This is a genomic window from Pusillimonas sp. (assembly GCF_029263785.1).
In the GTDB taxonomy this organism is placed as follows: Bacteria; Pseudomonadota; Gammaproteobacteria; order Burkholderiales; family Burkholderiaceae_B; genus Pusillimonas.
In genome coordinates, this window is the sequence record NZ_JAJUFE010000012.1 from 35,578 (window position 1) to 50,358 (window position 14,781).

15 protein-coding genes are annotated in these 14,781 nt (G+C 58.2%); 9 read left to right on the forward strand and 6 right to left on the reverse strand.

Going from position 1 to position 14,781, the window contains the following annotated elements:
* Positions 1-3: 3 nt before the first annotated feature.
* The gene (gene gatC, locus Q1J88_RS05365; protein ID WP_301116533.1) at positions 4-309 is read right to left on the reverse strand and encodes an Asp-tRNA(Asn)/Glu-tRNA(Gln) amidotransferase subunit GatC; all 306 of its coding nucleotides are present in this window, start codon (positions 307-309) and stop codon (positions 4-6) included.
* A gap of 154 nt (positions 310-463) precedes the next feature.
* Between gatC and Q1J88_RS05370 the strand changes: the two genes are divergently transcribed.
* The 5 genes from Q1J88_RS05370 to rodA all read left to right on the forward strand — a co-directional run bounded on the left by Q1J88_RS05370 (position 464) and on the right by rodA (position 6,111).
* Positions 464-1,507, forward strand: coding sequence for a rod shape-determining protein (locus Q1J88_RS05370; protein ID WP_301116534.1), 1,044 nt, complete (start codon positions 464-466; stop codon positions 1,505-1,507).
* A gap of 95 nt (positions 1,508-1,602) precedes the next feature.
* A complete protein-coding gene (gene mreC, locus Q1J88_RS05375; protein ID WP_301116535.1) occupies positions 1,603-2,472 on the forward strand; it encodes a rod shape-determining protein MreC in 870 nt (289 codons plus the stop codon).
* On the forward strand, positions 2,465-3,040 hold the full coding sequence (mreD, locus tag Q1J88_RS05380; protein WP_301116537.1) for a rod shape-determining protein MreD: 576 nt from the start codon (positions 2,465-2,467) through the stop codon (positions 3,038-3,040). The genes mreC and mreD overlap by 8 nt, the downstream gene beginning before the upstream one ends.
* A gap of 9 nt (positions 3,041-3,049) precedes the next feature.
* Positions 3,050-4,978, forward strand: coding sequence for a penicillin-binding protein 2 (mrdA, locus tag Q1J88_RS05385; protein WP_301116539.1), 1,929 nt, complete (start codon positions 3,050-3,052; stop codon positions 4,976-4,978).
* A complete protein-coding gene (gene rodA, locus Q1J88_RS05390) occupies positions 4,975-6,111 on the forward strand; it encodes a rod shape-determining protein RodA (RefSeq protein ID WP_301116541.1) in 1,137 nt (378 codons plus the stop codon). The genes mrdA and rodA overlap by 4 nt, the downstream gene beginning before the upstream one ends.
* Here the strand turns inward: rodA and mutY are convergent.
* The 3 genes from mutY to Q1J88_RS05405 are packed head-to-tail and all read right to left on the reverse strand — an operon-like array spanning position 6,083 to position 8,774.
* On the reverse strand, positions 6,083-7,198 hold the full coding sequence (gene mutY / locus Q1J88_RS05395; RefSeq protein WP_301116542.1) for an A/G-specific adenine glycosylase: 1,116 nt from the start codon (positions 7,196-7,198) through the stop codon (positions 6,083-6,085). The genes rodA and mutY overlap by 29 nt on opposite strands.
* Positions 7,198-8,106 (reverse strand): ABC transporter permease, encoded by a 909-nt coding sequence (locus Q1J88_RS05400; RefSeq protein WP_301116543.1) that lies wholly within the window; start codon positions 8,104-8,106, stop codon positions 7,198-7,200. The genes mutY and Q1J88_RS05400 overlap by 1 nt, the downstream gene beginning before the upstream one ends.
* Positions 8,103-8,774, reverse strand: a complete 672-nt coding sequence (locus tag Q1J88_RS05405) for an ATP-binding cassette domain-containing protein (protein ID WP_301116544.1) — start codon at positions 8,772-8,774, stop codon at positions 8,103-8,105. The genes Q1J88_RS05400 and Q1J88_RS05405 overlap by 4 nt, the downstream gene beginning before the upstream one ends.
* Positions 8,775-8,936: 162 nt before the next feature.
* Between Q1J88_RS05405 and Q1J88_RS05410 the strand changes: the two genes are divergently transcribed.
* The 3 genes from Q1J88_RS05410 (at position 8,937) to Q1J88_RS05420 (ending at position 12,077) form a co-directional block, all read left to right on the forward strand.
* Positions 8,937-10,124 (forward strand): ABC transporter permease subunit, encoded by a 1,188-nt coding sequence (locus Q1J88_RS05410; RefSeq protein ID WP_301116545.1) that lies wholly within the window; start codon positions 8,937-8,939, stop codon positions 10,122-10,124.
* Position 10,125: 1 nt separating this feature from the next.
* Positions 10,126-11,196, forward strand: a complete 1,071-nt coding sequence (locus Q1J88_RS05415) for an amino acid ABC transporter permease (protein WP_301116546.1) — start codon at positions 10,126-10,128, stop codon at positions 11,194-11,196.
* 305 nt (positions 11,197-11,501) lie between these two features.
* Positions 11,502-12,077: an OmpA family protein gene (locus Q1J88_RS05420; RefSeq protein ID WP_301116563.1), complete on the forward strand. Its 576-nt coding sequence runs from the start codon at positions 11,502-11,504 to the stop codon at positions 12,075-12,077.
* A 69-nt stretch (positions 12,078-12,146) separates the two neighbouring features.
* Here Q1J88_RS05420 and Q1J88_RS05425 read toward each other — a convergent pair whose 3' ends face one another.
* Positions 12,147-12,542 (reverse strand): helix-turn-helix transcriptional regulator, encoded by a 396-nt coding sequence (locus tag Q1J88_RS05425; protein WP_301116547.1) that lies wholly within the window; start codon positions 12,540-12,542, stop codon positions 12,147-12,149.
* Between the two features lie 119 nt (positions 12,543-12,661).
* Here Q1J88_RS05425 and Q1J88_RS05430 point away from each other — a divergent pair, with 119 nt between their 5' ends.
* A complete protein-coding gene (locus Q1J88_RS05430) occupies positions 12,662-13,408 on the forward strand; it encodes a helix-turn-helix domain-containing protein (RefSeq protein ID WP_301116548.1) in 747 nt (248 codons plus the stop codon).
* Between the two features lie 139 nt (positions 13,409-13,547).
* Here Q1J88_RS05430 and proB read toward each other — a convergent pair whose 3' ends face one another.
* Positions 13,548-14,708 (reverse strand): glutamate 5-kinase, encoded by a 1,161-nt coding sequence (gene proB, locus Q1J88_RS05435; RefSeq protein ID WP_301116549.1) that lies wholly within the window; start codon positions 14,706-14,708, stop codon positions 13,548-13,550.
* Between the last annotated feature and the right edge of the window lie 73 nt (positions 14,709-14,781).

Here is a 14,781-nt window from a genome sequence, read left to right on the forward strand (position 1 = left end):
GAGTTATTCAATGACCGTAGGCACGAGGAACAGCCCTTCGGAGACTGCGGGCGCATTGGCCATGAGTGCGTCGCGCTGCGCTTCGGAGCCGGGGGCGGCGACATCGTCTCGCAAGCGCAGGCTGATGTCCTGATGCGCCGACAATGGATGAGCCATTGGCTCGACACCCTGCGTGTCGACGGCCTGAAGCTGTTCGATCAGGTCGAGGATTCCGTTGAGTTCTGAGCGGGTGCGTTCGGATTGCTCGGGCGACAGGGCAATGCGCGCCAGGTCGGCGATCCGTTTGACGTCTTGATCGGTAATGGACATGAAGTGGTCGTGTCGGAGGTCGCTCTTTTTTACGTTAAAGAGCGGTAAATGAGTAATAAATCAGTCAAATTATAAGTTATCATTGAAGGCTTAGCCGTCAGTGGCCTGGCCGCCGCCTTTATTCGTAGTCCAATTCTTCAGACACCTTCAGCACATGTTCGGATTCCTGCGCAGTTATTTCTCCAGCGATATGGCGATCGATTTGGGTACCGCCAACACGCTTATTTATGTCCGAGGCAAAGGTATCGTGCTTGATGAGCCGTCTGTAGTGGCCATTCGACACGACGGCAGCGCCAGCGGAAAAAAAATCATTCAGGCAGTCGGTCGCGAAGCCAAGCAGATGTTGGGTCGGGTTCCCGGCAACATCGAGGCCATCCGGCCTATGAAAGACGGCGTAATAGCCGATTTCACCGTTACCGAGCAGATGCTCAAGCAGTTTATCCGCATGGTGCATCCCCGCAGCATGTTTGCGCCCAGCCCGCGCATCATCGTGTGCGTACCTTGCGGCTCTACCCAGGTTGAACGGCGTGCCATCCGCGAATCCGCCCTTGGCGCCGGCGCCAGCCAGGTGTTCCTCATCGAAGAGCCCATGGCCGCGGCCATTGGTGCCGGTCTGGCTGTTTCTGACGCCAGCGGTTCCATGGTGGTCGACATCGGCGGTGGCACCACCGAAGTTGCGGTCATTTCACTGGGGGGCATGGTCTACAAGGGTTCGGTTCGTGTCGGGGGCGACAAGTTCGACGAAGCCATCATCAATTACATTCGTCGTAACTACGGCATGCTCATCGGGGAGCCCACCGCCGAGCTCATCAAGAAAGAAATCGGTTCGGCCTTTCCAGGAGCGGAGATCCGCGAAATCGAGGTCAAGGGACGAAACCTGTCCGAAGGTGTGCCTCGCAGTTTCACGGTGTCCTCCAACGAGATCCTTGAGTCCCTCACCGACCCCCTCAACCAGATCGTTTCGGCCGTCAAGACGGCGCTCGAGCAAACACCGCCCGAGCTTGGGGCCGATATCACCGACAAGGGCATTGCCCTGACCGGTGGTGGCGCACTGCTTGCCGACCTCGACCGACTGCTTCAAGAAGAAACCGGTCTGCCTGTCGTCGTCGCCGAAGATCCCCTGACCTGTGTTGTGCGCGGTTGCGGTGAAGCCCTCGAACATCTCGAAAGACTGGGCACGGTTTTCATTTATGATTGACGCCAACGGCGGGCTCTGACCTCCGGTTCTGCAGTCATTTTCTGTGTTAATACGCCCAGGCCGCCGGGCATTTTTCCAGGCAGGCGCAACATACAATGCAAGAGCAAGGGACGATCAGGCTATTCAAGCGTGGGCCGACCGCGGAGTTCCGGCTGCTTGTTTTCGTGATCCTGTCTCTGGCACTTCTGTTCGTCGATGCGCGATGGCGGGTGCTCGATCCCGCTCGTGAGGCGGTGTCAGTGGCCTTGTACCCGTTTCAGCGCGCGGTCATGATGCCGCGTGATCTTATTGCCACCGTTGGAGACTGGACGGACGCGGCATCGACGGCCCGCAGTGAAAAAGAGGCTTTGCAGCGCCAGCGTATCGAACTGGCCCAGATCGCCACGCACGCGGCTCAACTGTCGGCCGAGAACCAGCAGTTGCGCCGCTTGTTGGGTGTGGCCGATATGGTGGTACAGCCTTCTGTCGCTGTCGAAGTCCTGTACGAGCCGCCCAATGCCTTTACCCGACGTCTTGTTTTCGACAAGGGGAGAAACAGCGGCATCATGCCGGGCATGCCTGTGATCGATGAGGGCGGAGTCGTGGGCCAGATTGTTCGGGTGACGCCATTTACTTCCGAAGCCGCACTGCTGACGGACGACAAAGTGTCAATTCCGGTTCAGGTGCTTCGCAACGGACTGCGTCTTATCGCTTTTGGCGGGCACCCCGGTGGCAAGCTTGAAGTTCGCTACCTGACCAACGACACTGACATCGAGCCGGGCGACGTGCTTGTCACCAGCGGCGTGGGCGGCTTGTTTCCGGCAGGGCTGTCGGTGGCTCAGGTGGACGAAATCCAGCGCGACAATGCGTCCGGATTCTCGATGGCAATAGCGACACCCTTGTCTCACCCCGAGCGCTATCGCCATTTTCTGGTGTTGCGGGTTGATCCGCCCTTGCCTGAAGCCATGAAGGAGTCCGATGGATAAGCATCATTCCAGCCGGTCGGGGCCCCCCGTGCGTCGCAAGCCGCTTAGTGCGCTTGAACCCATAGACTCAACTCCCTTTCGTCGCCCATCGGGATGGCTCTTCATCTGGTTCACCATTCTGCTGGTGTGGCTTATTTCATTGCTGCCCTGGCGCTTGTGGCAGCCGGCCCCTGACCTGCTGCTGCTGGTCATCCTCTTTTGGTGCGTGAACGAGCCCAGCCGGATCGGCATGACGACAGCATTCTTTTTTGGCTTGCTGATGGATGTCCACGACGCCGGCCTTTTAGGCGAACAGGCGTTGACATATGTATTGGCTGCCTATGGAGTGATTGTGCTTGCCAGACGCCTGCAACGGTTTAGCGCATTGGCCCAGGCCGTCCATATTTTGCCGATTGTGGTGGCTGCGCAGGCTGCGACCAGCCTTCTTCATGCCTGGATTGCCGGTGAATGGGCGGGCTGGGTGTGGTTATGGTCGGCGGTCTTTACCGTGGCTTTATGGCCCCTGGCCGACATTCTGCTTCACCTTCCCCAGCGTCGCCAGGATGAAATAGACGCCGGCGCGGCGTAGCGGGCGACCATGTTTGAGTATAAGCGCACCACCTTGCATCAGAAGCGCCGCATCCTGCTGCGTGCATGGGTGGCCGGCATTTTTGCACTTGCGTGTTTCCTTGGACTTGCGGGTCGGCTCTGGTATTTGCAGGTAGAGCGGTACGAGGGTTTCGCCGCGCGTGCAGATCAGAATCGCATCGCCGTCGAACCGATTCCGCCGCGTCGAGGCGAGATCCTTGATCGTAACGGTGTTGTGCTGGCGCGAAACTATCGCGACTATACGCTCGAGGTGGTGCCCGCCAACGTCAAGGATATGGATGCCCTGCTTGAAGAGCTCAATACCATCGTCAATATCAGTCCTTTCCAGCGACGGCGGTTCGAACAGGCGTTAAGTCAGTCGGGCAGGTATTCCAGCGTCATCTTGCGCAACAATCTTAGCGACCTCGAAGCCTCTTGGTTTGCCGCGCATGCGTACAAGTTTCCGGGCGTCGAACTCAAGGCGCGCTGGGTACGCGAATACCCACAGGGTGAAACTGCTGCTCATGTAATCGGTTACGTCGGGCGCATATCCGAGAGCGATATGGCACGCCTCGAAGAGGAAGGCGAACTGGGCAACTATCGCGGTACCAACAGTATCGGCAAGAAGGGTATCGAGAAAACCTGGGAGCGGGTCTTGCACGGCAAGACAGGCGTCGAAGAAGTCGAAGTGACCGCTTCGGGCCGGCCGGTCCGAACGCTTGCGCGTACCGACCCGGTGCCCGGGTCGGATCTTATGCTGTCCCTGGATATCGGCTTGCAAAAGGTTGCCGAAGCACAATTTGAGGGTCGACGGGGCGCATTGGTGGCAATCGAGCCTGGAACAGGCGAGGTCCTGGCCTTTGTTTCGGCGCCGTCCTTTGATCCCAATCTGTTTGTCGACGGTATCGATGTCGAAAGCTGGCGCGAATTGAATGAATCGCCCGACTACCCGCTGATCAACCGCCCCTTGTACAGTACCTACCCGATAGGCTCTACGTATAAACCTTTTGTTGCATTGGCCGCGCTTGAACTCGGCATACGCTCGCCCACCTTGCGGGTGCCGGACCCCGGTTATTTTGAATTGGGAGGGCAGCGCTTCCGCAATGCGGCCGGAGCCGTATATGGGCCGACCGACATGCATCGGGCCATCGTCGTGTCGTCCGATACGTATTTTTATTCGCTTGGTCCGGAAATGGGTGTCAATGCCCTGCACGACTTCAGCAAGCAGTTTGGTTTCGGCCAGCTTACCGGCATCGACCTGGACGGTGAGCGTCGCGGTGTTTTGCCCTCTACCGAGTGGAAGCGTCAAAATTACCGCAAGCCGGAGCAGCAGCGCTGGTACGCGGGCGAGACGGTTTCTGTGGCAGTGGGGCAGGGCTACAACGCATTTACGCTTCTTCAACTGGCGCAGGCCACGGCAGTGTTGGCTGATGGCGGCACTTACATCGAGCCGCACCTGGTCAGCAAGATTCGCAACCCCGAAACCGGAGAGATCAAAAGCAAGGCGATCGAGCCGACCCATGTCATTGACCTTAAGCCCGAAAACCTCAAGGTCGTACGTGACGCAATGGTCGATGTCCTGAAATCGGGTACAGCCCGACGTGCGTTTGCCGGAGCAGACTATGTGGCCGCCGGCAAAACCGGTACGGCTCAGGTGTTCAGCCTGCGTGGTGCCAAATACAACGCTGCTGAAATCGAGGAGCGGCTACGGGACCATGCCTTGTTCATGGCCTATGCCCCGGTTGAAAATCCGCGCATCGCCCTTGCCTTGATTGTCGAAAACGGTGGATGGGGTGCCACGGTGGCTGCGCCCATCGCCCGCACGATATTTGATTATTGGCTTGATCCCGAACGAGTGGCGGCCAGAGAAGCACTGATTCCAGGCACCCTTTCGCAAGAAGAGCCACAGGTGCAGCCCTCTACCGAGGAACCGTCATGAAGATGCTGCTTCAAGGCGTTCTGAGGGCGTTGCGCAGTCTGGATTGGCCCTTGCTGGCCATTCTTGTACTCATGACCCTGCTTGGGCTGACCATCATGCATTCGGCTGTCGGAGGCACGGACTGGCGTTTTGCGGATCAGTCGCGCCACTTCCTGCTTGCCTTCATCGCGATGTGGGTCGTGGCGATTGTTCCCTTGCCCAGGCTGATGCAGTTTGCGCCGTGGATCTACACGTCAGGCGTACTGTTGTTGCTGGGAGTGGAGTTTTTCGGTGAAACCAGCAAGGGCGCCACCCGGTGGCTGGATCTGGGGTTCATTCGCATTCAGCCGTCCGAGATGATGAAGATCGCCGTGCCGATGATGCTGGCCTGGTATTTTCATCGTCACCAGGGCAAATTCGGGATCGTCGACTTTTTGGTCGCGGCTGTGCTTTTGACCATTCCCTTTGCGTTGATTGTTTTGCAGCCAGACCTGGGTACGGCGCTTCTTGTATTTGCTACCGGATTCTGCGTTATTTATTTTGGGGGCCTGTCGTTCAAGCTGCTGGCTCCAATTTTTGTGGTGATCGTTGTTTCGCTGGGCACCATCGTCTACCTTGAAGACCAGATATGTCAGCCAGAGGTGGACTGGGTTGTCTTGCATGAATACCAGAAGCATCGTGTCTGCACGCTGCTCAATCCGGGTTCCGACCCCCTGGGCAAGGGCTTTCACACGATACAGTCCATGATTGCAATTGGCTCGGGCGGCATCTATGGCAAAGGCTATATGCAGGGCACGCAATCGCACCTGAACTTCATACCCGAGCGTACCACCGACTTCATTTTCGCCGTGTATGCCGAAGAGTTCGGCCTCTATGGCGGAATCATGCTGCTGGTGCTGTATGGCTTGCTGATACTGCGTGGCCTGGCGATTGCGGTGCGTGCGCACACCCAGTTCGGACGTCTCCTGGCAGGCTCGATGGCCATGATGTTTTTTGTCTATGTATTTGTGAACATGGGGATGGTCATGGGGATCTTGCCGGTGGTGGGCGTTCCCTTGCCGTTCATGAGCTATGGCGGGACGGCTCTGCTGACATTGGGAATCGCTTGCGGATTGCTGATGAATATCAGTACGTATCGGCCCGTTCGTCGTTGACGAGCAGATCATCAGGGTAAATGCCGTCGAGCAGCTTGCGCACCGGAGCCGGTACCGCCGCATCACGAAGTTCGTCAACGGGAAGCCATATATGATCGGCCCCGGGTTCCCCAAGCATTGCTCCATTGTGCAATACCCACCATGGCTCGATGTGCAAGGTGAAGTGGCTGAAAGCGTGCGTCAGGCCTGCCATTTTCTGACCTGGATTCAAGGACAGCCCCCAACTTGCGCAGGTTTGCTCCAACAACTGCCTGCTTTCGAACTGGGGCAGGCTCAGCAGCCCGCCCCAGATGCCGGAAGATGGCCGTTGATGCAGCAGCACACTGCCTGCGCTTTCCAGGATGAGCATTGTGCAGCGTCGCTGGTCGGGTTTTTTTCGAACTTTGGGGGTGGGCAGGTCGAGCTGGCGCCCATGAACGCGTGCCCAGCATCCTGACGCCAACGGGCACGCGTCGCAGGCGGGCCGGCCACGGGTGCAGATGGTCGAACCCAGATCCATCAGGCCTTGTGTATAGGCCTTCATGTTCAGCCCCGTTGGTGCCGCGTCCAGTACGTCTTCAGCTGTTTTCCACAGCACTTGCTCTACGGCCCGTTTGCCGGGGTCCCCCACGATGCCGAAATACCGGGTGAAGACGCGTTTGACGTTCCCATCCATGATGGGACTGCGCTGGCCATAGGCGAAGGCGGCTATTGCGGCCGCCGTTGATCGGCCGATCCCCGGTAGGGTCATGATGTCGGCGGCGTTCTTGGGAAACTCCCCCTGCCAGTGGTCCCGAATAATTTGCGCACAGCGGTGCAAGTTTCGGGCGCGGGCGTAATAGCCCAAACCCGCCCAATAAGGCATGACATCGTCCTGCTCGGCTTCGGCCAGCGCCTGTACCGTAGGGAAGCGTTCAAGGAAGCGCTCGTAATAACCCATCACAGTTGAAACCTGCGTCTGCTGAAGCATGATCTCAGACAGCCAGATCCGGTATGGATCGGTAGTGTCCTGCCACGGCATACCGTGCCTGCCGTGCTGTACCTGCCAAGATGCCACTGCAGAAGCGAAATCGGGAGGTACTGTCGAGCGAAGGGGCAAAGTTGACATCAGAAGCGGGTGTTGCGCGTAACCGAAAGGCGTGCCGAAAGGGCTCCCAGAATGGCAACGACCAATACGGCAAGTGTCAGGTCGACAGAGTCGGGCAGACGCAATGTCAAAGAGGTTCCATAGCTTTGTGCCAGCCTGCCCAAAGCGGCGTTCAATGGCATGAGCGCGAACCAGGCAAATGCAATGGCAGCCAGCCCGGCGGTCAAGCCGGTGAGGGCACCAAGGTATAAGAACGGACGACGTACAAATGCTTCGGTGGCGCCCACCAGTCGAGCTACACCGATTTCTTCGCGTTGCGTAAGTGCCTGCATGCGGACCGTGTTGAACACAGTAGCCAGCACCACCAGCGCGACACCTGCGGCAAGAAGATACAGGCCGATTCGAGCGAAGCGCAGTATGGCCTCGAGCCGCTGCACCCAGGCACTGTCGTGCTGCACCAGGTCGACCTGGTCCCATTGCCTCCATTGGGTTGCCAATGCATCGGCGTGGGCGGCCAGATCGGGATGATCACGCAAGGTGACCACCACGGCGTCCGGCAATGGGTTTTCGGGAAGGACTGCCAATGCCTGGGACCAGTTTGGATTCTTGTTGAACATGGCCAATGCCTGCTCACGTGGCACCAGCCTTACTGCCTCGATGTCCTCATTGAATTCTTCTTTAAGCCGTTGCGAGACTTCTTTGCCAGCCTGGGCATCGGCAGACGGCGAAATAAACAACGTCATTTCTGGCGAGACCGAAAGCTGCGTGGCCACAGGTTGCGCAGTTATCAGAATGGCCGCAGCGAGAATGGGCAAGGTCAGGGTCAGCGCGATAACGAGCAGGTTGGCTAACGACGAAAACGGCTGAGCCAGCAATCGACGTATTGCTACGGCCAGGGCATAACGGTGTTGTCGAAGCCAGCGTCTCATGCTGCTGCTCCTTTTTTGTCGGTGAACCTGCCGTGCTCGATGAGGAAGGTGCGGGTTGCGTACGAGGCCATCAGCTGGCGGTCGTGTGAAGCGATCAGGGTAGTGACTCCTACACGGTTGAAGTCTCTGAATACATCCATGATCCGGCGCGCAGTTTCCTGGTCGAGATTGGCCGTCGGTTCGTCGACAATGAGGATGGCGGGTCGATTGACGATGGCACGCGCAATGGCCAGGCGCTGTTGCTCACCGCCGGACAACTCGATGGGATTCATGTCTTCTTTGCCGGACAAGCCAACCTTTTCGATGGCGGCGCGCGCCCGTGTCGCAGCCAGCCGGCTCTCCAGACCCAATACCTTTAATGGAAGCAATACGTTTTCGATGGCATTGCGATCGTACAGCAGGTGGGTGTCCTGCAGGATGATGCCAACCGCCCTGCGCAAGTAGGGTCGCGCGCGTGGCGGCATCTTGTCTATGCGCTGGTTGTTGACCGATATGGCGCCGCGACTGGCAGGCTCAAGCCCTCCGATGAGCTTGAGCAGCGTCGACTTGCCTGCTCCGGAAGGCCCTGATATGAAGACGAATTCCCCCGGGTCGACACGGAAATTTATGTCAGACAGTATGTTTCTGGTGCGACCGTATGACTTGAAGACGTGCTGAAATTCGATCATGGGCGGACAGGCCTTGACGATGCTTGGTGGTCTGTAAAGGCGTAGCGCAGGTAGGCGCAGGGCGAATGCAGAGCTGAATATGATATCTTGCCTGAGAATTGTATCGGATGGGCCGTTGTGACCGTCCTCCGTAGTGTTGACGACACGCTGGCAAACGTTGCTATGAACACCCAACGACCCCGTACTGCATCCCGCCGCGCCACCACATCCAGGTTCAGTGTTCACCATTGGAAGCCCCTGGCATATCAGGCGCTGCTGGTATTGGCCGTGGGCCTGGTGGTCTGGTATCTGGTTTCAAATACCATAGCCAACCTGCAGGCTCGCAATATCACGACCGGCTTCGCTTTTCTGGGCGATGAAGCTGGCTTTGCAATTGGCGAATCCGCCATCGCCTATACGCCCAACGATACCTATGCTCGCGCATTATGGGTGGGTGTATTGAACACGCTGCGTGTATCCGCCGTGGGCATTGTCGCCGCCACGTTATTGGGCACCCTGCTGGGCATCGCCCGTCTCTCGGCCAACTGGCTGGTTTCGGGCGTTGCCAGATCGTATATCGAGCTCATGCGCAATGTGCCTTTGTTGTTGCACCTGTTGTTCTGGTACGCGCTGATTACAGAAAGTACGCCCGGCCCAAGACAGGCTCTTCACCTTTTTCCGGGCGTGTATTTGTCCAATCGAGGGTTGTCGCTACCGTGGATACAGGGTGAGGGGGCGGGCCTGATTGGTATGGCCTTGCTTGTTTCGCTCTTGCTATGGGTGGCCAATCGGGTCTGGGCCGGAAAGAGACGAGAGGTCGGGCTGGGGCCGGTCTTGCCCGCGGGAATGGTTGCCCTGGTGGCGGCTTGCGTTCCGGTCGTTGCGTGCCTTTGGGCGGCGGGCTCCCTGGAATGGCAAGTGCCCGAACTGAAAGGCTTCAATTTCCGTGGGGGCGTCACTCTCAGTCCGGAATTTGCCGCTCTCTTGATTGGTCTGGTGCTGTACACCTCGGCCTTCGTGGCCGAGGTAGTGCGCTCGGGCATACAAGCGATCGGGAAGGGGCAATGGGAGGCGGGGAGCGCACTGGGCCTGAGCTCTGGCCAAGTGTTGCGGTTGATCATCATGCCGCAGGCGCTGCGGGTGATAGTTCCGCCCATGACCAGCCAGTATCTCAACCTGACAAAGAACAGTTCCCTTGCGGTAGCCATCGGGTATCCGGATATCGTCTCGATTGCCAACACAACCCTGAACCAGACTGGCCAGGCGATTGAAGGGGTGATGATCATCATGGCGGCGTATCTCACTGTCAGCCTTTCCATTTCACTGTTGATGAATTGGTATAACCGGCACGTCGCATTGGTTGAGCGTTGAAATGGCATCACTTCCCGACTCCTCGACGCTCACGCCCAGCCGCAAGCCGCTGCACAAGCGTCTGTTCTCCGGGCTGTTTGCGACGCCGCTAAATGCCGTGCTGACGGCGCTGGTCGTCTGGATGCTTCTCATGATGGTGCCGGCTGCCGTGGAGTGGCTGCTTCTGGATGCGACGTTTAGCGCCGGCACTGCAGCCCAGTGCCGGGAATCCACCGGTGCCTGCTGGGCGTTCATAGCGCACAAGCACCGTCTGATACTGTTCGGCATTTACCCTTTCGATGAACAGTGGCGTCCCATGCTCGCCAGCCTCATCCTGATAGTGCTTGTGGTGTGTACATGCGTTCGGCGATTCTGGCGTCTGTGGTTGGCGGCAGTCTGGGTGACGGCACTGTTTTGCGCCGGCGTGCTTATGTGGGGCGGAGTGCTGGGTCTGACGCCTGTCGAGAACCGCTTGTGGGGTGGATTGCCCTTGACGCTTATGCTGGCAACCTTTGGCGTGGCAGGGGCATTTCCGTTGGGGATCTTGCTTGCCTTGGGACGACGTTCAGAACTTCCCGCCGTCAAGTCGCTTTGTGTGGTGTACATCGAGCTGATCCGGGGTGTGCCGCTGATCAGTTTATTGTTCATGTCATCGGTAATGCTTCCGCTATTCCTGCCGGAAGGCGTGACGATAGACAAGTTGCTGCGAGCTCAGATTGCCATCGTGCTGTTCGCCGCGGCATATGTCGCCGAGACGGTCAGAGGGGGTCTGCAGGCCATCCCCAAAGGGCAGTACGAAGGTGCAGCCTCGCTCGGTTTGACCTATTGGCAATCCATGGGAAGCGTTATTCTTCCGCAGGCCCTACGGGTGGTGACAGGCCCCTTGGTGGGCATATTCATTTCTCTTTTCAAGGACACCTCGCTGGTAATGATCATCGGCATCTTTGATCTGACGCAAGCCACGAAAGCCGCGATTGCCGATCCGCAATGGCAGGGATTCAGCACTGAAGCCTATCTGTTCATCGCAGCCATCTATTTTGTTTTTTGTTATGCCATGTCGCGCTACAGCCGGGTCCTGGAGCGTACTGCCTGAGTATCGCCGACAGGCACTTTTCTTGAATTTTTGTCAGGAAGCTGCCGAAACGTAACCGCCATTGTTGCCCTATTGGCGGCAGGGACGCAGCGTTGGGTCGTGCTGCCTTCCCGCAGCGAATCAAAGCGTTACATTTGCAAGGCGGCGGCCTTGCTAGCATAGGACGGGCTGGAAGCGTATTGTCAATGGTGTGACAAGGAGAACTAAAAATGAACGTATCTATGCAATTGAACCGCGTGGCGGCATGTGTGTTTGCGGCTTCCCTGGTTGCCGGATGTGCAGCCATAGATGACACGATGGGTGGAATGAGTACTGGCGGTCGAACCGCTGCCGGAGCCGGTGCCGGCGCCGCTGTAGGTGCGGGTCTTGGCGCACTTATCGGCGACAGCAGCAAGGCAGCTTTGATCGGTGCGGGCATTGGAGCTGTGGCGGGCGGTATCGCCGGCTACAACTGGTCGGGGGTCAAAAAGGATGTACAGCAGTCTGGTGCGAGCAGCTTGGGCATTGACGTGATCGAAATGCCTGACGGCACACTTAAGGTCAATATTCCAAGCCATGTATCGTTCGATACGGGCAAATACGCGTTGAAACCCGAACTTCTGCCAGTTCTGGACAGTGTGGCACGCGCATTGGTGCAGCATCCCGAGCTTCGTGCCAAGGCCATCGGTTATACCGACAGCACCGGTCCGGCATCGGTTAACCAGACACTGTCGGTCAACCGGGCTCAGGCCGTTACCAACTATATTGCAAGCAAAGGTGTCGCTCCAACAAAGTTGATGGTCGAGGGTCGCGGTCCCAGCAACCCGGTCGCAGACAACAATACGCCTGAAGGTCGAGCGATGAACCGGCGCGTTGAGCTCTTCTTGTACGCCGTACAGTAAGAACCCGATTTCCAACGTTGCGGCGTGGCCGGCCTTCGTGAACTGGGGCCGGCTTTTTTTGCATGGCGATTAGTCAGGCTTGTTAAGCAGCGACGCGATCAAGCTTGCTATGGTGTTTTCGACCAGAGTTCGATCTGCGTCGGACAAAGACCAGAATATTTCAGGCGAAATATCGCGGAACGGCCAGTCTGATACAGCCGGCCGAGGAGTACCGTCGGCCACGCCCAGGCGTGATATGGCCAGGGCGGGCGCGTCATATTCCATGGGGCCTACGCCTTCTGCCAGCCAATGCGCACTGACTCGCAACGCCGCAGCAAGACGGAAGATGGATTTGGGGAACAGGCGTGCGTTGCCTTCGTAATTGGCGATAGCACTCTGAGAAATTCCGCTGGCCCGGGCTAGCTGGGCCTGCGTCAAATTGCGTAGGGTTCTGGCAAAGCGAAGTCGGTCGGCAAACGTATTCACATATGTGATTGAATCGGTTTATTCGATCACGTTGGGCATATCAGGAATTACGTTCGAAATAAACTAATGTAAACTCAAGTAACATTTGTGGCGGATTGATTCCGAAAGGTTTTTGCCTTATGGGTCCTGCAATCCTCTTCTATAGCCCGGAAGAAAATCCGCATCTGCCGGCCTATACGCAGATGCTGGCCAACTATGGTTTTCGGCTCTGTCATTGCCCGGATACTGCGTCGCTTCGCCACGCGCTTCGTAGAGAATTGAGTTCGTCGCGCCGAACGGCCGAACCGGTCATGGCGGTGCTTGCGGCAAGTGCGCCCCTGAACCGTTCGGCAGTCAGCATCCTCACCGCTGCGCCGGATGTGGGCGTGCTGGCCTATGTGGATGGCTGTGACGATGCGACCCTGGCCGAAACCTTGCAGCTTGGAGTGGATGCCTGGTGCCCTCGCGACTGTTCGGCAGTTGTGCTGGCCTTGACGCTGCATGGATTGAAGCGTCGGATGGAACGTGGCGTTTCGCGAGCGGTGGGGTCGCCTCAGGGGGATGGCGGGACATCGGATGCGCATGCCGTCGACAAAGTGTGGGCGCTTAGGGATCAGGGCTGGGCTCTGGAAACGCCTGATGGTGTACCGGTGCGCCTGACTTCGTCGGAACGCCAGTTTGTAATGGCGCTGGCCATGCAATCGGACAAGTCGGCTTCCCACGCGCAGCTGCTTCGCGCGTTAGGCAGAAAGGTGTCGGATGACCACAGGATTCTAGGTGTGCTGGTAAGCCGGCTACGCAGGAAGGTGGCACAGTTTGAAGAAGAGCTGCCAATTAAGTCGATTTATGACCGAGGGTATATGTTCGCGGCGCAGATCACTGTGTGAGCGCAATCTATCGGCGAAACCGATGGCGAACTTTGTTGTAATCGGCCGGCCGTGCTTGGGTGCTGCTTCTTGCTGAAATTTCAAAGCGTGGCAGCGGCCGGCCGGCCCAAACGCATCGTTTTGCCCGAGGCGTTGCAATTCAGGACTCGCGTTTGCTTGGTCGGCGGTTGAAAACCATGTTGTCGCGATGGATGAGCTCGGTGTCAGACATGCTGCCAAGGATTTCTGCTATCTTGCTGCTGGGCTGGCGCATGATGCGTCGTGCGTCATTGGCAGAGTAATTGATCAGACCGCGACCGTATTCCACGCCGTTCTGGTCGACGCAAGCCACGACGTCGCCGCGCTCGAACTCGCCTTCGACGGCGATGACGCCGATGGGCAGCAGGCTTTTATGTTCTTGGGTTAGTGCCTTGACGGCACCGTCGTCAAGCATGACTCGGCCACGAAGCCGAAGCTGATTGACGAGCCAGCGTTGCCGGGCGGAGCGCACAGGCAGGAGGGCGCGTAGTTCGGTGCCTATGCGTTCGCCATTGGCCAGGCGTAGCAGGACGTCGGGTTCGCGCCCCGAGGCGATGATGGTATTGCCGCCGCTGTTGGCGGCGCGGCGAGCGGCCAGGACCTTGGTGAGCATGCCACCGGTGCCGATGCCGCTTCCGGCACCGCCGGCCATGGCTTCAAGGGCGGGATCGCCGGCCTGGGCGGTTGTTATCAGAGTGGCAGATGGATCCTTGCGGGGATCCGCGCTGTACAGACCAGGCTGGTCGGTAAGAATAATAAGGGTTTCGGCTTCGATGAGGTTGGTTACCAGGGCGCCGAGGGTGTCATTGTCGCCAAGACGTATCTCGTCGGTGACGACGGTATCGTTCTCGTTGACGATGGGCACGACTCCAAGGTCGAGCAGGGTGTACAGGGTGCTGCGGGCATTGAGATAACGCTTTCGGTCGGACAGATCTTCGTGTGTGAGAAGAATTTGCGCTGTGCGCAGGCCATGCCGCGCGAAAGCAACTTCGTAAGCCTGGACGAGACCCATCTGGCCGACCGCTGCCGCAGCCTGCAGCTCGTGCATGGTATGCGGGCGACGAGCCCATCCCAATCGGGCCATGCCCTCGGCAATGGCGCCGCTGGAAACAAGCACCACCTGCTTGCCCTGGGCATGCAGCGCGGCTATCTGGGATGCCCATTCGGTGACCGCAGCCTGGTCAAGCCCTCGACCTTCGTTGGTGACAAGTGAAGAACCCACCTTGACGACAAGACGTTTGGATTGCGGTACGACCGGCTGGCTGGCTGTGGCGGGGGACATCGGGCAGAACCCACTTAGGTTGGACGAGCGGCGTGCGCCGCGGCAAATCGGCTATTTTAACTATGCTTGTGCA